This window comes from Flavobacteriaceae bacterium HL-DH10 (assembly GCA_031826515.1).
Classification (GTDB): domain Bacteria; phylum Bacteroidota; class Bacteroidia; order Flavobacteriales; family Flavobacteriaceae; genus Thalassobellus; species Thalassobellus suaedae.
This window is the reverse complement of the sequence record CP134536.1, coordinates 260,001-281,119: the sequence shown is the minus strand read 5'-3', so window position 1 is coordinate 281,119 and position 21,119 is coordinate 260,001. Positions and strand designations below refer to the sequence as shown.

The 21,119-nt window shown below is 31.5% G+C and carries 20 protein-coding genes, 2 tRNA genes and 1 pseudogene; 10 read left to right on the top strand and 13 right to left on the bottom strand.

All coding sequences use genetic code 11. The features are described from left to right. Nucleotides 1-23 precede the first annotated feature (23 nt). The 5 genes from RHP49_01125 to RHP49_01105 form a co-directional block, all read right to left on the bottom strand. Entirely contained in the window at nucleotides 24-923 is a 900-nt protein-coding gene (locus RHP49_01125) for a MerR family transcriptional regulator (protein ID WNH12868.1), read from the bottom strand. 173 nt (nucleotides 924-1,096) lie between these two features. Then, on the bottom strand, nucleotides 1,097-2,167 hold the full coding sequence (locus RHP49_01120; GenBank protein WNH12867.1) for a PepSY-associated TM helix domain-containing protein: 1,071 nt from the start codon (nucleotides 2,165-2,167) through the stop codon (nucleotides 1,097-1,099). A gap of 66 nt (nucleotides 2,168-2,233) precedes the next feature. After that, entirely contained in the window at nucleotides 2,234-4,618 is a 2,385-nt protein-coding gene (locus RHP49_01115; GenBank protein WNH12866.1) for a TonB-dependent receptor, read from the bottom strand. A 480-nt stretch (nucleotides 4,619-5,098) separates the two neighbouring features. Continuing rightward, nucleotides 5,099-5,184: transfer RNA gene (locus RHP49_01110), tRNA-Leu, on the bottom strand. Between the two features lie 59 nt (nucleotides 5,185-5,243). Continuing rightward, a tRNA-Lys gene (locus RHP49_01105) sits at nucleotides 5,244-5,316 on the bottom strand. 144 nt (nucleotides 5,317-5,460) lie between these two features. On the opposite strand from RHP49_01105, the gene RHP49_01100 reads away from it, so the two are divergent. Then, nucleotides 5,461-5,982: a shikimate kinase gene (locus tag RHP49_01100; GenBank protein WNH12865.1), complete on the top strand. Its 522-nt coding sequence runs from the start codon at nucleotides 5,461-5,463 to the stop codon at nucleotides 5,980-5,982. Here the strand turns inward: RHP49_01100 and RHP49_01095 are convergent. Together RHP49_01095 and RHP49_01090 are read right to left on the bottom strand one after the other, a co-directional pair. Continuing rightward, complete coding sequence (locus tag RHP49_01095) at nucleotides 5,974-6,468, bottom strand: phosphoribosyltransferase family protein (protein WNH12864.1); 495 nt, start codon at nucleotides 6,466-6,468, stop codon at nucleotides 5,974-5,976. The genes RHP49_01100 and RHP49_01095 overlap by 9 nt on opposite strands. 114 nt (nucleotides 6,469-6,582) lie before the next feature. Beyond that, nucleotides 6,583-6,966, bottom strand: a complete 384-nt coding sequence (locus tag RHP49_01090; GenBank protein ID WNH12863.1) for an RNA-binding S4 domain-containing protein — start codon at nucleotides 6,964-6,966, stop codon at nucleotides 6,583-6,585. A 169-nt stretch (nucleotides 6,967-7,135) separates the two neighbouring features. On the opposite strand from RHP49_01090, the gene RHP49_01085 reads away from it, so the two are divergent. Further along, a complete protein-coding gene (locus RHP49_01085) occupies nucleotides 7,136-8,068 on the top strand; it encodes a hypothetical protein (protein ID WNH12862.1) in 933 nt (310 codons plus the stop codon). Nucleotides 8,069-8,137: 69 nt separating this feature from the next. Here RHP49_01085 and RHP49_01080 read toward each other — a convergent pair whose 3' ends face one another. Beyond that, the gene (locus RHP49_01080) at nucleotides 8,138-8,773 is read right to left on the bottom strand and encodes an outer membrane beta-barrel protein (protein ID WNH12861.1); all 636 of its coding nucleotides are present in this window, start codon (nucleotides 8,771-8,773) and stop codon (nucleotides 8,138-8,140) included. Between the two features lie 125 nt (nucleotides 8,774-8,898). Between RHP49_01080 and tgt the strand changes: the two genes are divergently transcribed. The 6 genes and pseudogenes from tgt to RHP49_01050 all read left to right on the top strand — a co-directional run bounded on the left by tgt (nucleotide 8,899) and on the right by RHP49_01050 (nucleotide 16,114). Beyond that, nucleotides 8,899-10,029, top strand: a complete 1,131-nt coding sequence (tgt, locus tag RHP49_01075; protein WNH12860.1) for a tRNA guanosine(34) transglycosylase Tgt — start codon at nucleotides 8,899-8,901, stop codon at nucleotides 10,027-10,029. Then, nucleotides 10,030-11,106 (top strand): LptF/LptG family permease, encoded by a 1,077-nt coding sequence (locus RHP49_01070; GenBank protein WNH12859.1) that lies wholly within the window; start codon nucleotides 10,030-10,032, stop codon nucleotides 11,104-11,106. Continuing rightward, entirely contained in the window at nucleotides 11,093-11,989 is an 897-nt protein-coding gene (locus RHP49_01065; protein ID WNH12858.1) for a DMT family transporter, read from the top strand. Before RHP49_01070 ends, RHP49_01065 begins: the two co-directional genes overlap by 14 nt. A 71-nt stretch (nucleotides 11,990-12,060) precedes the next feature. Beyond that, on the top strand, nucleotides 12,061-13,014 hold the full coding sequence (locus tag RHP49_01060; protein WNH12857.1) for an acetyl-CoA carboxylase carboxyltransferase subunit alpha: 954 nt from the start codon (nucleotides 12,061-12,063) through the stop codon (nucleotides 13,012-13,014). Nucleotides 13,015-13,182: 168 nt separating this feature from the next. Beyond that, nucleotides 13,183-14,724, top strand: coding sequence for a replicative DNA helicase (dnaB, locus tag RHP49_01055; GenBank protein ID WNH12856.1), 1,542 nt, complete (start codon nucleotides 13,183-13,185; stop codon nucleotides 14,722-14,724). Between the two features lie 203 nt (nucleotides 14,725-14,927). Beyond that, nucleotides 14,928-16,114, top strand: a pseudogene (locus RHP49_01050) (asparagine synthetase B). A gap of 2 nt (nucleotides 16,115-16,116) precedes the next feature. Here the strand turns inward: RHP49_01050 and RHP49_01045 are convergent. Next, on the bottom strand, nucleotides 16,117-16,551 hold the full coding sequence (locus tag RHP49_01045; GenBank protein WNH12855.1) for a hypothetical protein: 435 nt from the start codon (nucleotides 16,549-16,551) through the stop codon (nucleotides 16,117-16,119). 124 nt (nucleotides 16,552-16,675) lie between these two features. Here RHP49_01045 and RHP49_01040 point away from each other — a divergent pair, with 124 nt between their 5' ends. Continuing rightward, nucleotides 16,676-17,098: a secondary thiamine-phosphate synthase enzyme YjbQ gene (locus tag RHP49_01040; GenBank protein WNH12854.1), complete on the top strand. Its 423-nt coding sequence runs from the start codon at nucleotides 16,676-16,678 to the stop codon at nucleotides 17,096-17,098. Nucleotides 17,099-17,168: 70 nt separating this feature from the next. On the opposite strand, the gene rplT is transcribed toward RHP49_01040, so the two are convergent. The 4 genes from rplT to thrS all read right to left on the bottom strand — a co-directional run bounded on the left by rplT (nucleotide 17,169) and on the right by thrS (nucleotide 20,415). Next, complete coding sequence (gene rplT / locus RHP49_01035; GenBank protein ID WNH12853.1) at nucleotides 17,169-17,513, bottom strand: 50S ribosomal protein L20; 345 nt, start codon at nucleotides 17,511-17,513, stop codon at nucleotides 17,169-17,171. Nucleotides 17,514-17,619: 106 nt separating this feature from the next. Further along, nucleotides 17,620-17,817, bottom strand: a complete 198-nt coding sequence (gene rpmI / locus RHP49_01030) for a 50S ribosomal protein L35 (protein WNH12852.1) — start codon at nucleotides 17,815-17,817, stop codon at nucleotides 17,620-17,622. A gap of 85 nt (nucleotides 17,818-17,902) precedes the next feature. Next, entirely contained in the window at nucleotides 17,903-18,412 is a 510-nt protein-coding gene (gene infC / locus RHP49_01025; protein ID WNH14360.1) for a translation initiation factor IF-3, read from the bottom strand. Between the two features lie 68 nt (nucleotides 18,413-18,480). Then, complete coding sequence (gene thrS / locus RHP49_01020) at nucleotides 18,481-20,415, bottom strand: threonine--tRNA ligase (GenBank protein ID WNH12851.1); 1,935 nt, start codon at nucleotides 20,413-20,415, stop codon at nucleotides 18,481-18,483. A 372-nt stretch (nucleotides 20,416-20,787) separates the two neighbouring features. Here thrS and RHP49_01015 point away from each other — a divergent pair, with 372 nt between their 5' ends. Then, nucleotides 20,788-20,952 (top strand): hypothetical protein, encoded by a 165-nt coding sequence (locus RHP49_01015; protein ID WNH12850.1) that lies wholly within the window; start codon nucleotides 20,788-20,790, stop codon nucleotides 20,950-20,952. The last annotated feature ends 167 nt before the right edge of the window (nucleotides 20,953-21,119 follow it).

Genomic DNA, 21,119 nt, shown 5'->3' with positions numbered 1-21,119 from the left:
AGTTAAACAAATAAAAAGTGTATTTATAAATCTTTTACCAAATTTTCTATTGAAGTGAAAGTTTTAACTTTTTTAGGTAAATTAAATATATCTATATCTGCTAGTTTATTACCTAAAAGGAATAAGTTCGTGTTTTCTTTGTTGAGCAATAAATCGCTAAATTTATTAATGTAATTAGGAATATTTTCTACTTCTGGATATACTGTAAAATAAGAGATGAATGTAACTTCTTCAAAGAAATCAAGCAAATCTGTTAAGCTTTCCATAGGGACACTTTCACCAAGAAAGATAGTATGGTAGCCTTTGCTTCGTAGTTGGTAGTTGATAAACAATAAACCTATATCATGGATTTCGTTTTCTGGTAAGAAAAGCACGAAAGATTTAGATAAGGGTTTTGGTTCTAAGCTTTGAAGTTTTTCAATATTTAAAAGAATTTTTTGCTTAATGTGAATGGATAAAAAATGTTCGTGAGCTGGCGTTATAGTATTGGTTTGCCATAAAAGACCTATTTCATTTAGAAGCGGTAGAAAAACAGTATAAAAAATGTCGCTGAATGTTTTGTTTTCAATTAAGTTATTATAAGTATTATAAAATAAAACTTGGTCAAAATTAATCATAGCCATTTTTAATGCATTTATGGCATGATCTTCTACTTTAGCTCTGGAGGCTATTTCTCTAACTTTTATAGGTATTTCATCTTCTTTAAGACTTGCTATTTTAGAAATTTTAAGTCCATTGTTGTTTAAATAAGATATATTTAAAAGTTTTTGAAAGCTAGTTATACTGTAGTTTCTTATATTGGTTTCAGATCTATTTGGACTAAGTAAATTATAGCGTTTTTCCCATATCCTTATGGTGTGTGCTTTAATACCAGTAAGGTTTTCTAAATCTTTAATGCTAAAGTTAGTTCTAATATTGTTCACTTTTTATGTTTTATCTTTAAACAAAAATAAATATAATTAATTTAATAAGCTATAAAGAGTTATTGATTAATTCAAATTTTTTGAAATGTTGTATAAAGAGTATAAGTAAGTTAGAAGTTTTTAAGTGCACAGGAGAATCGCAATAGTTTCATTGTCGAGAAAATACTCAATTCTTAAGCTCTTTTTCCTTTTGCTTTATAGACCTTAAAGCCCGTTATAAATAGTAGAATTGGAACAAGCCCAGAAATAAATACCAAAACCCTTCCGAATAACCCTGCAATTTCACCAATATGAATAGGATAAAATTGTGCTGCAATACGTTTGCTATTGGTATCAAATTTAAAATTGGACAAAGTAGTTTTTTTGCCATCTAAGCTTAATTCTACTTCTTTTGTTTTTCGAAATCCAGCTATTATAAAACGGTCTTTTATATATCTAAATCTATAATCACTGGTGCTATCTTTAGGGAAATAAATGGCACGTAAAGCATAAGTTTCATTCGAGTTATTTAATACGTCACTAAACTCTAAGAAGTCTTCGCTAGTCTTTATTGTTTCGTTTACTTGTGTGTTCTTAAATTCATCAAAAAATTTTAAGGCAGATTTATAGAATGTATTATAAGTGAAATAAGCACCCGTAAAGGCTATTACAAAAAGAGGTGTGAAAAAATAAATGCCTAATACTTTATGTAAAGAAAAATTGAACTTCTTTTTTTTTGATTTCCATTTTATTTTAAATCCTTTTCGAAAATTATGAGCGAACATTTTCCACCAAATATAGATACCTGAAGTTAAAATAAAAAGGAAGAATAAAACAGCACTAGTCCCTACAATATAATTGCCTATTTTAGGAATCCCTAAGGTACGATGTAAATTCAATAAGTTTTCAAAAAAGGAAATGGAAGTTGATTTACTACCTAAAAGATCCTGGTTTACTGGGTGATAGTAGTTTGTTTTTCCATTTTTAAACAGAATGGAGATGGTTTGCTGTTCTCGATAGGGCAGGTAAATTTTATCAATACTGTCTTTTATGTTTTCGGTTAAAGTAGCAACAGATTTTAAGATTGTTGCTTCATCAATGTCCGAAATACTTTTAACTTTTAACAAATGAGGATTAAGTAATGCTGTAATTTCTGGCTGCCATACGTACAACGCCCCAGTAAGTCCAGAAAAAGAAGCTACTAGTCCGCAAGTTAAACCCAGCCAAAGATGTGTTTTACGTATTATTTTATTAAGTGATAGCAATGATATGGATTAAAATTTACAAAACCCAAAGCTAGTAAATTTACCAGCTTTGGGTCTTGTATAAAATTAAAAGTTATAGTGAATACTTAATTTAGCGTTTGCCCCTTCGCCTGTACCCGTAAAGGTTCTTAAAGGTGCCGCCCATTGTGATCTTGCTGGCAAGTAATATTCGTTCAGTAGGTTATTGACACCAAGAGATACAGACATATTAGACTTTAACTGGTACGTTAGAGACCAATTAAGCAAAGTATATCCTGAAACTGGAAATTGAGTATGTCTGAAGGTGTAATTATCATTGGCATCTAAATACGGGTCAAATCGGTTTCTGTTACCTAAATTGGTCATTCGCAGAGACGTATTTATTTTGGCAATAGGTTTCCAGGTAACATAGGCTGTCCACTTCGGCGCAGCAATAACATCACCTCCTAAATAGGTTAAATTGTTTTCGTTGTCAGCACTATGCGTAATACCTTCAACATACGAATAAGAAGTCCCCAATTGTAGTTTATTGTTAAAAGCAGCATAATCGATAGCGACTTCGCCACCAAAAATATTTTGAGGCTGTTTAGAAGGTACAAAAGAATTAACGTTTTCATCAAACCTAACACCAGTTCCTAGATTAGAAATACTGTAATATCCAACCGCTTCTAATATAAAGTTGTCGAATTTAGATAAAAATCCGAATTCATAATTTTTTGTTACTGCTGGCTCCAATTGAATCTCATTAATATTATCTGCAGTAGCCGAACGTAATACAGAACCTAAATCGGCAATGGAAAACCCTTGAGAGTAGCTTATATAGGGGATAAACTCTTGATGTTTAATATAACGAATCCCAACATTAAAGGCTAAGTTGTTGAAACCTATTTTACCACCTTCAACAGCCACCGAAGGGTTGAAGGTTCCATCACCTAGAGGTGAATATGGTAATGTGTTATAATTATCTATATCTAGATTCATATCATCGTATCTTAAACCTGCTTTAACAACCCATTCATCATTAAGCTTGATAGTTGATTGGAAGTAAGGCGCCCAACTCAACATGGCTATATTCGGTACCCATAACCTGCCATCCAAAAGCCCTTGATTGGTTTTGTCTTTTAGCAAGTCTAAACCGTATGTTAAAGCAATATCAGTAGTGCTATTTGGGCTAATGCTTGTATTAAAATTAGGTCTTAAACCATATTTTTCGGCATTGATTACCGATTGCCCCCCGTTTTCAAATTTATCCGAATAAAAGAAAATATTTTCGGTATTCTGGTAGTAAAGATCAGTCATGAAATCTGTAGTACCCGAAAATATATTGCTTAAACTGTACTGCAATTGTCCGTTAAAAAGAGTCGACCCTGTAGGTTCTTGTCCTTCTACAGAACCTTTAATACCATAACCTGGAGTTAAAGTATAATCGCCTTCTTCATTAAAAACTTCAAATTCTGCTGGAACAGGAACAAAAGGCGTGTCTTGAGCAGATTTGTATAAGTTTCCGCCTAATGTTATTTTTTGATTATCAGAAATTTGATATTCTAATTTAGTTAAAGCACTATATATATTTGTATTATCTAACCCATAAGTAGGAAGAATAATATCGCCATCGGCATCATGTTTATTACCTGTTTTCTCGTAGCTTCCACTAACATAGTAATTAAACTTATTCAAATTTCCTTTTAAAGATTGATAAATCCCAAAACCTAATGCATCTTTAGTTTTAACCAAGTTAGATGTTCCCCAAACATTTGTTGAACCTTCAATTTTTTTGGTTGCATTTGGCTTTTTGGTGATGTAGTTTATAAATCCACCGTTACCACCATTTCCGAAAATCGAAGTAGCACCTTTAATCACTTCAACTCTGCTAATATCGTTTGGGCTTATGGATTTAATGCCTAACTGTCCGTTTCGTAAAGGAGTCGATTGAGGAATTCCGTCAACCATCACTAAAAGCGAACGTCCTCGTAATGTTTGCCCCCAATTGGAAAACGTACCCGTTGAAACTGCTAAACCAGGTACTGCAAACTCTAATATTTCGCTGATGTTAGATGTCGAATTTGAAAGTTCCTGTAATTTAGCTTCATTAACAACACTTACTGAAGCAGGAATTTCATAAAGATACTCAGAACGTCTGCTAGCTGAAACCACAACTTCATCCAAATTGCTTAAATTTTCTTCTAACATTATTGTTAAGACAATAGCAATATCTTTGGTGAAAGTAATTTTTTTAGTTTCGGTTTGATACCCTAACATTCTAAAACTAACATCCCAAGTCCCTTCATTAATATTGGGCAATTCATAATTACCATTGTAATCTGTTGTTGTACCTTGTTGCAAGGCTGGAATATAAATTGTTGCACCAAAAATCGGTTGGTTCATTTCATCCGTTATCTTACCTTTTAGACTTGATTGGGAAATGGCACAAAATGATAATAAAAAAGTTGTGAGTAGTGTAATAATTTTCATTTATTTTTATTTAGATTAATTATAAATAGATTGCAAATATATTTTTTATTTAAAAGACAAGCAATCTTTATTTAGATTAATTATAAATAATTTTCAGCATAATAATACCCAAGGAGATTGAAAAAAGGGTCATAGTTTTCCTTTCACAGTTGAATTAGAGAGAGGATAGCTAGCGGATAAAAGTGAACCACTAAAAGTTAAACTTTAAATATCTCTTTAATAAAAAGTAAATCTTTAAGTAAAGTTTCAATGATAAAAAATCAAAGCCTTTAGAACACAATTCAGAGGGCTAAGAAATATAGAATTCTTCTTGTTTAGACTTACATCTATTTTTGCAAGATCCCTAAATCTCACAACTTTTTGACTTGATCCAATATTTGCTTAAACACAACAATTGGGATTGATCCGTTTTTAGGGGAATTATGAAAATTTAAAAACCCTGAAATCCTTTATTTGTAAGGTGTTCAAGGTTTTTGAGTGTGCGCACGAGAAGATTCGAACTTCCACATCCTAAAACGGATACTGGCCCCTCAAGCCAGCGCGTCTACCAATTCCGCCACGTGCGCATTAAATGAAGTGAGTAAAAATAAAAAAAGTTAAGCAATAAAGCTTAACTTTTTTTTTGTGACCGGGCTGGGGCTCGAACCCAGGACCCTCTCCTTAAAAGGGAGATGCTCTACCAACTGAGCTACCAGGTCATTTTTTTTGGACTAACATATATCCCTGTTAGCGGGTGCAAATATAAAACCTATTTTCAATTAAACAAGGCTTTTTTTAAATATTTTTTTGTTTTTTTGCACTACTAAAACGTATGTTTTTAATAATCAATTTATAACGTAAAAATGATAGTAGTTTTAATTGGATATATGGCTTCAGGAAAGTCAACTTTAGGAAAGATGTTGGCTAAAAAGTTAAATTATGAGTTTGTTGATTTAGATGATTATATTGAAGAAATAGAAAAAATGACTGTTTCTGATGTTTTTAAGACTAAAGGAGAAATATATTTTAGAAAGCAAGAGTCGTTTTACCTGAAAGAAAAGTTAGAAAATAGTAATAACATTATATTGTCTGTTGGAGGCGGTACGCCTTGTTTTGGAAATAATATGGAAATGATATTAGAGTCTAAAAACGTTACAAGTATTTATTTAAAGGCTTCAATACCTAAACTAGTTAAAAAGCTTATAAAGAAAAAAGATAAACGCCCTTTAATTGCTCATATAGAAACAGAAGAAGCGTTAACAGAATTTATTGGGAAACATTTGTTTGAACGTTTACCATATTACAGTCAAGCCCAATTAATTATTAATACAGGGAGTAAATCAAAAAAAAATATAGTTGAAGAATTAATTTTGAAATTATTCTAAAATCACCTCATAAGCTTTTCCTTCAAGAATAACTTCTACATGTTCGTGTAATGAGGTAGATAATGAAATACCTTTAAAATCTGCTTTAACAGGATATTTTTTATGATTCCTGTTTACTAAAACAGCTGTTTTAAATTGTTTTAGAGGTACATCTAAAAAGTGCTTTACACCATATATTAAAGTGGTGCCAGAATTTAAAACATCATCAACTAAAACTAAAGATTTATTTTTGTATTCTTCTGCTTTTATTGATGTTTTAATAGGTTTCCAAGGGTTTTTTTTATCAATAATAACTTTACAAAGTATCGGATTAATATCTGATATTTTTTGTAAAGCTGATTTTAGTTTCTTTGCAAGGATATAACCATTACTGTCAATACCAGCTATAATAATTTCTGATTCATTTACATTACTTTCATATATCTGGAAAGCAATGCGTCTTATTTTATGGTTAATTTCGCTATGGTTTAATATCACATTATTCATAACATATAGTGGCTTATGTTTTATTTAAAGGATAAAATTACTCATTTTTATCTGTTTATTTTACTTTTTTTTAAAAGGTGAGATTTAACATCTATATAAAGTTAATTAAATGTATCAAGTATCAGTAAAGGAGGTTTCGTCAGTAAAATCATCAATATCTCTTCTATCTTTTTTTGTAGGTCTGCCAACACCCTTTTTTCTATAATAATCTTTAGAGTATTTTAAAAGCTCTTGTGCTTCAAATTGTTCTTTAGGCGTGGTGTCCGTTCTATAAAGATCAACTAATTTAGCGCCAACTCTACTATCGGGAATATCATTTACGGTTAATCTGTAGTTTATTTGATTTTTTCTAATGCCAATAATGTCTTGGGCAAAAACTTCTCTGCTTGGTTTAACAATTTCATTATTTACTCTTACCTGTCCTTTTTTACAGGCCGTTGTAGCAAGTGTTCTAGTTTTGTAATATCTAACACACCATAAATACTTATCTATACGCATATAATTATTGTAAAAACTACGTTAATGTTGTTATGCAAGATTATATTAAAATTGTATCTTGCGACCTCAAAAATAAGCATTAAAGTAACATTTATAGTAATGTAACGACTTAAAAGAAGTTATTATTTAGAGGTGTTATTTTAGATAAAGAAAAAGTTAAGAGAAGTATATGGGAATTAGAAAAATAACTTTAGTTGTTTTAATAGTATTGATTGGTTTTGTCTCTTGTAATAAAGATGATGATACTACAGATCCAGTAGTTATTGAAATTAGAGATAGAGCAGAGCAACAAATAGCTGATAATGACTCTATTGTTAAATATTTAGAGACACATTATTATAATTCTGGTGAATTAGCAACTAATGATAATCCAAGTATTCAAGATATTGTTATTACTAAATTTGGAACAGGTACTGTGCCTGACGGCAATACTGTATTAAAAGAAGCAGTTGAAACAAAGACTTTAGTTTATGCAGATACAGAATATAAAATATATATATTAAGATTAAATCAAGGAGGTGGAACAGAGTCTCCTAATTTTGCAGATGTAGTTCGTGTAAGATATGAGGGCTTTTTATTAAGTCATTCGGTATTTGATAGTGCTGTAACACCTGTAGATTTTGATTTAACTACTTTAATACCAGTATGGAGAAAAGTTTTACCAGATTTTAATACAACAGAGTCATTTTCAGATGGTGCAGATGGTACTGTAAATTATATGAATTATGGATTGGGTGTAATGTTTGTGCCTTCTGGATTAGCATATTTTTCTAATGCGACAACAGGAATTCCTTCATATACACCAATAAGCTTTAAATTTGAGTTATTACAAATGACAGAAAACGATCATGATGGCGATGGCGTACCAACTTACCTTGAAGATATAAATAGTAATGGAGAACTTATTACTTTAGATCAATTAGCTGATGATGATACTGATGAGGATGGAACACCTAATTATGCTGATGTAGATGATGATGGCGATGGGGTGCTTACAATAAATGAAGATATTAATAATGATGGAGATCCTACAAATGATGATACAGATGGAGATGGTACTCCTAACTATTTAGATCCTGACGATACTGCTTCAAAGATTTAATGCCGAATTCATAAAACAAAAAACCTCGCAGTAGCGAGGTTTTTTGTTTTAAATGCTTTTTTATGTTGTTTATAAAATCAAAGATAAACTTAAAATTAGTTGATCTGGACGGGTATCTAGTCTGTCTGGATTTATAGAGTTATTCTGCAGAAAAGTGGCTTCATTTTTACTAAATCCTCTTTCATATCTTAAATCAATACCAATTTTATTCAGGTTTAATGCTATGCCAAAGTTTAAACCAACAGAAAAATCGTTTTCAATATCATTTATGGCTATACCATCAAATTCTGAATCTAGTATATATTGAAATGACGGACCTCCAAAAACACTAATAGGTCCTAAAACCTTTATACCTACTAATAAAGGCGCATCAATTTTTTGCATTTTAAAGCTATCATCATTATAATCACTCTTAGTACTAGTGTAAACGAGCTCTGGTTTAAAGTATATTTCTTTTCCTATTTTTCCAAATAAACCAAAGTGGTAGCCAACATTTCGGTCTGGGTTTTGTGCATTTGTACTAATAGATTGAAAATAATTACCGTTAGAATTGTAATTTAAACCAGCTTTAACTCCAACACCTTCAGTAGTTTGAGCCATTGTAGCAGCTGGTATGCAAATGGCAATCATTAAAATGTAAAATAAATTTTTGCTTACACCACTGTTGATTCTAAAGTACTTGTGGAAGTTTTTTAAATTGTTCATAAATGTTCGTTTTAAGATTTAGTTAACTATATCAAAAACGTTGCCAAACAAAAATTATTTCCTTTTTATTAATATTGATATCGATTTTTAGTTATTTATCTTTGCCAACTTATACGGTGATACAGATGAAATTTGAATTAAAAGCTAAAGATCCTCAAAGTAAAGCAAGAGCGGGTAAAATAACAACAGACCATGGTGTTATAGAAACCCCTATATTTATGCCTGTTGGTACGGTAGCTACAGTTAAAGGTGTACATCAACGTGAGTTGAAAGATGATATAAATCCAGATGTTATTTTAGGAAATACCTATCATTTATATTTAAGGCCACAAACTACTGTTCTTGAAAAAGCAGGAGGGCTACATAAATTTATGAATTGGGATAGGAATATTTTAACCGATTCTGGAGGTTATCAAGTGTATTCGCTTTCTGCTAACAGAAAGATAAAGGAAGAAGGAGTTCGATTCAAATCCCATATAGATGGAAGTTATCATACGTTCACACCAGAAAATGTGATGGAAATTCAGCGTAGTATAGGCGCCGATATTATTATGGCTTTTGATGAGTGTACGCCATATCCATGTGATTATAATTATGCAAAACGATCGATGCACATGACACATCGTTGGTTAGATCGTTGTATAAATCATCTAGAAAAAACACCTTTAAAATACGATTATAATCAAGCTTTTTTTCCAATAGTGCAGGGGAGCACTTATAAAGATTTACGTATGCAATCGGCTGAATATATTGCAAATTCTGGAGCTGTAGGTAATGCTATTGGCGGATTATCTGTTGGAGAACCAGCAGAAGAAATGTATGCGATGACCGATATAGTTTGCAACATTTTACCAGAAGATAAACCAAGGTATTTAATGGGTGTGGGAACGCCAATCAATATTTTAGAAAATATAGCGTTAGGTGTAGACATGTTTGATTGTGTTATGCCCACACGTAATGCAAGAAATGGTATGTTATTTACAGCTTATGGTTCTATAAATATTAAAAATTTAAAATGGGCCGAAGATTTTTCACCTATAGATGAAATGGGAATTACATTTGTAGATACCGAATATAGTAAGGCATATTTACGACATTTGTTTACAGTTAATGAATTGTTAGGTAAACAAATAGCTACCATACATAATTTAGGTTTCTATTTATGGTTGGTTCGAGAAGCAAGAAAACATATATTAGCAGGAGATTTTTATGCTTGGAAAGAAAAAATGGTAAAACAAATGAATAATAGGTTATAAGTGAAGATTCTAGATTGGTATATATTAAAGCGCTATTTATTCACATTTACTATGATGCTTTTACTGTTTATTCCTATTGGAATTACGGTTCATTTAGCTGAAAAAATTGGTAAAATTCTTGAGCAGGACGTGCCGTTGAATGAGGTGCTCTGGTATCTTTTAGATTTCACTATCTATTTTGCACACTTGTTATTTCCATTATTCTTGTTTTTATCTGTTATTTGGTTTACTTCAAAACTAGCTAACAATACAGAAATTATTGCTTTTCTTAGTTCTGGAGTATCTTTTACTAGGTTTTTAAGGCCTTATTTAATAGGATCTTCAATAGTCGCCATACTTGCTATTATTCTTGGTTTGTTTTTAGCGCCTAAAGCGAGTGAAGGTTTTAATGATTTTTCTTTTAAATATTTTAAAACAGGTAAAAGTGCCGTAGAAAACAGGAATGTGTTCAAACAGATAAATGATAATGAAATAGTATATGTTAGTCGTTTTGATGTAAAAAATAGTATTGGTCATGATTTTACATTAGAGCATTTTGAAGGAAACGAACTTAAATATAAAATTTCAGCGAGTAATATAAAGTACGTGGAGGCTGATACCACTTATAGGTTAACCAATTATGTAAAAAGAGATATTCTTGAAAGAGAAGATGAATTAGAAATTATAAAGACAAAAGATACGCTTTTTACTTTTCAAGTTGATGATTTAATACCTGAAGTTTATGCAGCTGAAACAAAAATGTATGGCGAATTAAAACGGTTTATTGAGAAAGAAAAAATGAGTGGTTCATCAAATGTAGGGCGCTTTCAATTAGTTTTATATAGAAAATGGAGTTTACCTGCATCGGTATTTATCTTAACAATTATAGCAGTCGCAGTATCTTCAATGAAAAGAAGAGGAGGTATGGGGGTTAATTTAGCTGTTGGTATTTGTATTGCTATGGTTTTTGTGTTTTTCGATAAAATTTTTGGGGTTATGGCAGAACAATCTGATTTTTCACCATTGGTAGCTGTTTGGTTTCCTAATGTCATTTTTGGTATTTTAGCAGCTTACCTTCTGTATAATGCTAAACGCTAAGCTTAAAAATTATTTTCACTTACATTTTCTGGTTTTTATTGCTGGGTTTACAGCCATTTTAGGAGATCTTATTTCTCTAGAAGCGATCCCTTTAGTGTGGTTTAGAATGGTTATTGCTTTTGTTTTAATGTTTATTTATATTAAAATATCTAGCATTAAATTAAAAATTAATTTAAAATCTGTTCTTAGGTTATCTATTGCGGGTGTAATTATAGCCTTGCATTGGATTACTTTTTTTGCTTCAATAAAGGAGTCCAATATATCTATTGCTTTAGCTATGTTTTCAACTGGTGCTTTCTTTGCTTCATTGATAGAGCCAATTATATATAAACGTACCATTATTTGGTATGAAATTCTTTTCGGAATTATTGTAATTATCGGAGTGTTTATAATATTACAAAGTGAAATAAGATATCTAAAAGGCATTATGTTAGGTATTTTATCAGCTTTTTTTTCATCATTATTTGCAGTACTTAATGGTGTGTTTTTAAAACGTCATACTGCGACAGTTATTTCGTTTTATGAGTTCTTAAGTGGTGTTTTATTTATTTCTCTTTATATATTGTTTTTTGGAGAAGGTTTTTCATTTGAATTCTTTAATTTAAGTCAATTAGACTTTGTTTACCTTTTTATATTGGCATCTATTTGTACGGCCTATGCTTTTATTGCTTCCGTATATGTAATGAAGTTAATTAGCCCATATACAGTTGTTTTAACTTATAATTTAGAACCTGTTTATGGTATAATAATAGCGTTTATACTATTTCCCGAAAAAGAAAGAATGAGTGCAGCTTTTTACTATGGCGCAAGCATTATCATTGCTATTGTTTTGTTAAATGGTCTGATAAAAAATAGTAGTATTGTAAAAAGAAAACAATCTTAGCCGTGAATCAAAATTAAAGTTTTTATATTTGTAGGCTAACCAAATGATTTAAATAGCAAAACAAAATTCTTATGGAATATTTAGAATTTGAACTCCCTATAAAAGAACTTGAAGATCAGCTTCAAAAATGTAAAGTAATTGGGGAAGAGAGTGAAGTAGATGTTACAGAAACATGTGCACAAATAGCCTTAAAGCTTAAAGAAGCTCAAAAAAATATTTATAAAAACTTGACTGCTTGGCAACGTGTACAAATGTCTCGCCATCCAGATAGACCTTATACTTTAGATTATATTAAAGCACTATGTGGTGAATCTTTTTTAGAATTACACGGCGATAGAAGTTTTAAAGATGATAAAGCCATGATTGGTGGTTTAGGTAAAATTGGAGACCAAAGTTATATGTTTATTGGTCAGCAAAAAGGCTATAATACAAAAACACGTCAATATAGAAATTTTGGAATGGCTAATCCAGAAGGATATCGTAAAGCATTACGATTAATGAAGTCTGCCGAGAAATTTGGGATTCCTGTTGTAACACTATTAGATACACCAGGTGCATACCCAGGATTGGAAGCTGAAGAACGCGGACAAGGAGAAGCTATTGCTAGGAATATATTAGAAATGGCACGATTAAAAGTTCCTATTATTACTATAGTTGTAGGAGAAGGAGCTTCTGGTGGCGCATTAGGTATAGGAGTTGGAGATAGGGTACTTATGCTAGAAAATACTTGGTATTCTGTTATTTCTCCAGAATCTTGTTCGTCAATTTTATGGCGTAGTTGGGAATATAAAGAACAAGCTGCAGAAGCTTTAAAATTAACAGCTATAGACATGAAGAAGCTTAAGTTAGTTGATGAAATTATAAAAGAGCCATTAGGTGGTGCACATAGAAATAGAGAGAAAACATTTTTAGCAGTAAGAAATGCTATTTCTAAATCTTTTGACCAACTTAAAAACTTATCACCAAAGGATTTAGTATCTCAACGTATGGAAAAATATACTCAAATGGGTGTCTATAAAGGGTAATCCATTTAAAACCATATCATAAGAAATCTGGAGTTTTTTAACTTCAGATTTTTTTATGCTTATCGACAATATTTTTAAGTTATTAACAGTTAAATTGTTAACTAGTGGTTAACAATCATAAGGGCATTAATATTTAAATAGGTTTCAATTTTAATTAACTTCGTAGTCATGAAACAACCCAACCCCGTTCAAGGATATAAAGTAGATAAAAGTACTATTATTAGTTTAGAAAAAGGAAAAATACCTCCTCAAGCTATTGATTTAGAAGAGGTTGTTCTTGGAGCAATGATGATTGATAAAAAAGGGGTGGATGAAGTTATTGATATTTTAAGTCCTGATGCTTTTTATAAAGAAGCGCATCAACATATTTTTGATGCTATTTTTCAATTGTTTGAAAACAGCGAACCAGTCGACTTATTAACCGTTTCTACTCAATTAAAGAAAAACGCAAAATTAGAACTTTCAGGAGGCGATTTTTATCTTATTTCCTTAACTCAAAAAGTATCTTCTTCAGCCCATATAGAATTTCATGCACGTATTATTCTGCAAAAATTTATTCAGCGTAGTTTAATTAAAATTTCAAATGAAATTATTGAAGCATCTTATGACGAAACCAAAGATGTTTTTGATTTGCTGGACCAAGCAGAATCTAAATTATATGAAGTTACTCAAGGTAATATAAAAAAATCAAGTGAAACTGCACAAGATTTAGTAATCCAAGCTAAAAAGAAAATTGAAGAAATTTCTAATAAAGAAGGTTTAAGTGGTATACCAACAGGGTTTACAAAATTAGATAAATTAACTTCGGGTTGGCAACCATCCGATTTAATTATTATCGCTGCTCGTCCTGGTATGGGTAAAACAGCTTTAACGCTATCTATGGCAAGAAATATTGCTGTAGATCAAAACATTCCTGTTGCTTTTTTCTCATTAGAGATGGCATCAGTACAGCTAATCACACGTTTAATTTCAAGTGAAACAGGTTTGTCTTCTGAAAAATTGCGTACAGGTAAATTAGAAAAGCACGAGTGGGAGCAGCTTAACGTTAAAGTGAAAGGCTTAGAAAAAGCACCTTTATTTATTGACGATACACCATCACTTTCCATTTTTGATTTACGTGCAAAAGCACGTCGTTTATCATCACAACATGGTATAAAATTAATTATGATTGATTACCTGCAATTGATGACAGGTGGTAGTAATCATGGAGGAAATCGTGAACAAGAAATCTCAATGATTTCTAGAAACTTAAAAGCTTTAGCAAAAGAGTTGATGGTTCCCGTAATTGCATTATCACAATTATCGCGTGCTGTTGAAACTCGTGGAGGAAGTAAGCGTCCTTTGCTTTCAGATTTACGTGAATCTGGAGCAATAGAACAAGATGCCGATATTGTGAGTTTTATTTATAGACCAGAATATTATAAAATTGATGAATGGGATGATGATGAACGTTCTCCTACTGAAGGGCAAGGTGAGTTTATTGTGGCTAAACACCGTAATGGTGGTTTGGAAAATATTCGTTTAAAGTTCATTGGAAACTTAGGTAAGTTTGATAATTTGGACGATTTTGATTCGCCTTTCGAGTTTCATTCTAAAATGAATGCTGCTGCTAATGATGATACGTTTAAAGCTGATAACTTTAAAGCAAGTCCAGATCAAGCTTTTGGTAGTTCTTTTAATGATGATGACGATAATGATGTCCCATTTTAATAACTAAACTCCTGTTAAACACTATTACATAAAACTATTTTTTAAGTATCTTTCAAAATCAGTAATTATAATTTCTTAGTCATTTCGAAGAAGGAACGACTGTGAAATCACATAAAGTATAGCCTCAATTGAAAAAGATATTCATCACATTACTATTTATTTGTTTTGGTTTTAAAACCTACGCTTCCTATGTACTTATCCCAATGGATGTAGAAGGTCAAAATAATCATTTAAAAGCTTATGGAATAACTTATTGGACACTTAGTAAAGAATTAAAAGTTAAATGGTTACTTAATTACAGAGGTGGTTCTTTTCTGTTGCCGGATACTGATATTATTCAGAGAGAATGCCAAATTAGAGGAGTCTCATTTGAAGTTATTTCTAATGCTAAAGCCGAAAATATTTTAGAAGAAATAAGTAGTCCAAGTAAAAATATGGAAGCTGTAGTTTTAGAAAAAGCACCTAAAATTGCTGTGTACACGCCATCAGGCAAACAGCCTTGGGACGATGCAGTAACTATGGTTTTAAAGTATGCTGAAATACCTTACGAGACTGTTTATGATGAAGAAGTTTTAAATGATGCCTTGCTACTTTATGATTGGTTACACCTGCATCATGAAGATTTTACAGGACAATATGGGAAGTTTTATGGCGCATACAAAGCGGCATCATGGTATATTAAAGAAAAAAAGAAGCTGAAGGTTTAGCAACAAAATTAGGTTATACTAAAGTTTCGGAAGAGAAGCTAGCTGTGGCTTTAAAAATTAGAAACTATGTTGTTGGTGGTGGTTTTATGTTTGCAATGTGTAGTGCTACTGATAGTTTTGATATTGCGCTATCAGCTGAAGGTATTGATATTTGTGAGCCTATGTTTGATGGCGATGGAAGTGATCCAGGGTATCAAAACAAAATAGATTACAATAAAACATTTGCATTTATTAATTATAGATTAGAAGCTAGTCCTACAGTTTATGAGTTTTCTTCTATAGATATGACAAGAAAACGAATGATGATTTCTAAAACAGTAGACTATTTTTCTCTTATGGAATTTTCTGCAAAATGGGATCCTATTCCAACCATGTTATGTCAAAATCATACAGCTTTGGTTAAAGGATTTATGGGACAAACCACGTCGTTTACTAGAGATGAAATAAAATCGAATGTATTAGTGCTAGGAGAAACAAAATCTAACGGTGAAGCAAAATATATTCACGGTATAAAAGGAAAAGGTTTTTTTACTTTTTATGGTGGCCATGATCCAGAAGATTATCAGCATAGAGTAGGGGATGCAAAAACCGAATTAGATTTGCATCCAACATCTCCTGGATACAGGCTTATTTTAAACAATGTCTTATTTCCTGCGGCAAAGAAAAAGAAGCAGAAAACATAATTTTAATCTTCAATAACGAGTACTCTTTGGAAGGTGTAAATAAAACCATCTGCACCAGATCCACTTGATGTTATGTTTTGATCAATTATTAATTCAGTTTCAGAAAATAATAAACCACCATATTCATTATCATTAATTATTAGGTACTTATTTGTGTTATCAGTAGTAACAGAAAAGGAATAGTTACCAGATTCTAAAGCATCTTCAACAGTATCATCTGTATTGTTATTTGTAACTGTTAAATTTCCAGTTAGCTCATTAAAAGACCAAATTATTTCGTCAAGGTTAAAGTTATTGTCAACGCCTGCTATGCCACCGCTAACATTTCTTAAATGCCAATACGTTTTTGTTATTACTTCAGAAGTCTCATTCCCATCAATGCTACAGTTTGTAAAAGTAATAAGAGTAAAAAAGGCTATTAGTATATAATTTTTCATCTTTCTTGTAGTTTTAGTTTTTTATATTAGATACAGTAGATTTAAAAAGGTTGCGCATTATAAAAGAAAAAATAGTTATTATTATCTTGAAATTTTTAAATTGGAACTAAATTGTAAATACAACATGAAATTTTTTCAAAAGCAAATTAAATTAAAGGCATTTCCTAGAGGGTTTCATTTAATAACAGATACTATTGTGGAAGCAATTTCCGAGATTAGTCAAATAAATATTGGTCAGCTACAAGTATTTATTAAGCATACTTCGGCAAGCTTAACGATTAACGAAAACGCCGACTATACCGTTAGAAGCGATTTTGAAAGTCATTTTAATGTTATGATTCCAGAAAATGCGGATTATTACGAACATACTTATGAAGGCTCTGATGATATGCCTGCACATATAAAATCTTCATTACTTGGTTCTTCAGTACAAATACCAATTACCAATGGAAAATTAAATTTAGGAATTTGGCAAGGTGTTTATTTATGTGAGCATAGAAATTATGGAGGTAGCCGAAATATTGTTATTACAGTTTTTGGAACATAAAAAAATCCGACTCTTTCGAATCGGATTTTTTAATTAAGCGAATAATATGTTTAACAATAGGCGAAACGCCTTATTTTACTTTATTTACTACAGCTTTAAAAGCTTCTGGGTTATTCATAGCTAAATCTGCTAAAACCTTACGGTTTAATTCAATATCATTAGCTTTTAATTTCCCCATGAATTGAGAATATGATAAACCATGTTCTCTGGCTCCAGCGTTAATACGCGTAATCCATAAAGCACGGAATGTTCTCTTTTTGTTTCTACGGTCTCTGTACGAGTATTGCATCGCTTTATCAACCGCATTTTTTGCTACTGTCCAAACGTTTTTACGACGTCCAAAGTAACCTTTTGCTTGTTTAAGAACCTTTTTTCTTCTGGCTCTTTTTGCTACAGAATTTACTGATCTTGGCATAATTTTAATTGTTTTTTTGTAGTAGGCGATCTATAATAATAGACACTTTTTATTTTTTGCCTAACTCCAGGGTTTATAATTTAATTTAACCGATTAAAACAAACGTTTATTTTAAACGCATCATTGTTTTAATGTTATTCTCATCTGCCTTGTGGACTAAGCCATCATGGGTTAGAGCTAGCTTACGCTTTTTCGATTTCTTTGTTAAGATGTGACTCTTAAAAGCGTGCTTTCTTTTAATCTTACCAGTACCTGTTAACTTAAAACGTTTTTTGGCACTAGATTTGGTTTTCATTTTAGGCATTTTCTTCTCCTAGTTTTAATTATTTCGCTTAATTACTTTGTGCTGAATTTATTTCAGCATCTTATTTATATAAGATATATTTTAATTATTTTTTTGGAGTGATAAACATAGTCATACGTTTCCCCTCTAGTCTTGGCATTTGCTCTACTTTTCCTAATTCTTCAAGGTCTTGCGCTAAACGCAATAATAAAATTTGTCCTTGTTCTTTAAAAATAATAGAACGTCCTTTAAAGAAAACAAATGCTTTTAATTTAGCACCTTCTTTTAAAAACTTTTCGGCATGCTTCTTTTTAAATTCGTAATCATGGTCATCAGTTTGAGGTCCAAAACGAATTTCTTTAACAATTACCTTAGTAGCCTTGGACTTAATAGCCTTGTCTCGTTTCTTTTGTTCGTAAAGAAACTTTTTATAGTCCATAACTTTACAAACAGGAGGATCGGCATTAGGAGAAATCTCTACAAGATCAAATCCTTGCTCTTCTGCTATTTTTAATGCATCGCGAGTATCATATACACCAATTTCAACATTTTCTCCAACTAGACGTACTTTTGGTGATGAAATTTTAGAGTTAATCCTGTGTTTATCTTCTTGTATTACCCTTCTATTGGGTTGTCTTCTTCTACGTATTGCTATGACTTTATGTTTTTAAGTTAGACTTATTTTTAAAACGATTTTAACGTTTTCTTTATTTCTGTTTTTATAATTTCAGAGAATGCTTCTATTGAAATCATCCCTAAATCTTCTCCACCATGCTTACGCACAGTTATTTTATTTTCTTTTTCTTCTTGTTCCCCTATAATAATCATATAAGGATGCTTCTGCATTTCTGCTTCACGAATTTTCTTCCCTATAGTTTCATTTCTATGGTCTACAAGGGCGCGAATTTCGTCATTTTCTAGCAAATTTAAAACTTTTTCAGAGTATTTTTCATATTTCTCGCTAATTGACAATATAATAGTCTGCACTGGCATGAGCCAAAGCGGGAAATTTCCACCTGTATGTTCTAGTAATAATGCCACAAAACGCTCCATACTTCCAAAAGGTGCACGGTGAATCATAACTGGTCTGTGTAGCTCATTGTCACTACCTTTGTATGTCAAATCAAAACGCTCAGGAAGGTTATAATCTACTTGAATTGTTCCCAATTGCCAACGTCTCCCTAATGCATCTTTCACCATGAAATCTAACTTAGGTCCATAAAAGGCAGCTTCACCAGTTTCTATAACATAATCTAATCCTTTATCTTCGGCAGCATTAATAATGGCTTGTTCTGCTTTCTCCCAATTTGCGACATCACCTATATATTTGTCTGGATTTTCAGGATCCCTTACAGAAACTTGTGCTGTAAAGTTTTCAAATCCTAACGATCCAAATACATAAAGAACCAAATCAATAACATCTTTAAATTCTTTGTCTAATTGTTCTGGCATACAAAAAAGGTGCGCATCATCTTGAGTAAATCCTCTAACACGAGTTAAACCATGTAATTCGCCACTTTGTTCGTATCTATAAACTGTACCAAATTCTGCATAACGCTTTGGTAAATCTTTGTAACTCCATTGAGCGCTGTTATAAATTTCACAGTGATGCGGGCAGTTCATCGGTTTTAACAAAAACTCCTCATCTTCTTTAGGTGTTTTAATAGGTTGAAAACTGTCTTCACCATATTTAGCATAATGCCCAGAGGTTACATATAATTCTTTTTGGCCAATATGCGGTGTAACCACCATTTCGTAACCTGCTTTTTTTTGTGCAGCTTTTAAAAAGTTTTCTAAACGTTCACGTAAAGCAGCACCTTTTGGTAGCCAAAGCGGTAAACCTTGTCCAACTTTTTTAGAAAATGTAAAAAGTTCTAACTCTTTACCAAGTTTTCTGTGGTCTCGTTTTTTAGCTTCTTCAAGCATTTCTAAATATTCGGTAAGCTCTTTTTGTTTAGGAAACGAAATACCATAAACACGAGTAAGTTGTGGATTGTTTTCATTTCCTCTCCAATAAGCACCCGCAACACTTAGTATTTTTACGGCTTTAATAATACCAGTATTTGGTATATGACCGCCACGGCATAAATCTGTAAACGTAGAATGATCACAAAAAGTAATTGTGCCATCTTCTAGATTTTCAATTAGCTCCGTTTTAAACTCATTACCTTTATATAAGGATAAGGCTTCAGCTTTACTAGCAGCACGCATTTTAAACTCATGCTTTCCACGAGCGATTTCAATCATTTTGTTTTCAATAGCCTTAAAGTCCTTTTCAGAAACAGTATGCTCACCAAAATCTACATCATAATAAAATCCATTCTCAATAGCAGGACCAATAGTAAGTTTTGCTCCAGAATATAACTCTTCAATGGCTTGAGCTAATACGTGAGCAGAACTATGCCAAAAAGCAGTTTTACCTTCGTCATTGTTCCAGGTGTATAAAACTAAAGAGCCGTCAGTGGTTAAAGGTGTAACTGTTTCAATCGTTGTACCATTAAAATTAGCCGAAATTACATTTCTAGCAAATCCTTCGCTAATGCTCTTAGCAACATCCATAGGAGTAACGTTTTCTTCAAACGTTTTAACACTGCCGTCAGGTAAAGTTATATGTATCATTAAAATATATTAAATTCAGTTTGCAAAGATAATAGTATAAACAAACACATACAATATATATGTAGTTATAATTTGAAGTATTATGTTGTTCTTCTTCGATAGCTATTGTGTGTGTTAGGCATTCACTACTCCCTTTGCTATCAGCAGCTGGTTATTATTAAAAGAGTTTAAATATATAACTTTTGGATAGCGCAGTGGAACCTGTATAATCCTTAAGCATTGGTTTAGCTTCAAGGTTAGGGAGAAAAAAACCCAGAGTTGTTTTACTAACCATGTTGTATATATAATGTGTATGATTCCAATAGATAGATTAAATATGTCAACAGGTAACTTTATAAAGTAAGATAGCACAAGTAATCTGTTCCCTAAATAATGAAAGATCTCAAGACTCCAACAATAGAAGTCATACTATATAATAAGGAGGAGGTATTGTGTAGCAACCTATATATAGATAACAAAACAAACGATGTAATAAATAAGGGGTGTTATGTTTATATAAAAAGAAAGAAAACGGCATCTATTTATAAAGAGAAATAAGGATCATCAAGCACGAGTAATTAAACAAATCTCTTTATTATAAAAGTTAGAGTTTCTTTTTTTAAAAAATCCAAAATATTTTGAGTTATAAAGTACAGAAAACAAGCTAATTAAAAGCGGAGAAAAAAAAGGCAAAAAAAAAGAATAAAAAAAGGTTGTTTGAAAGG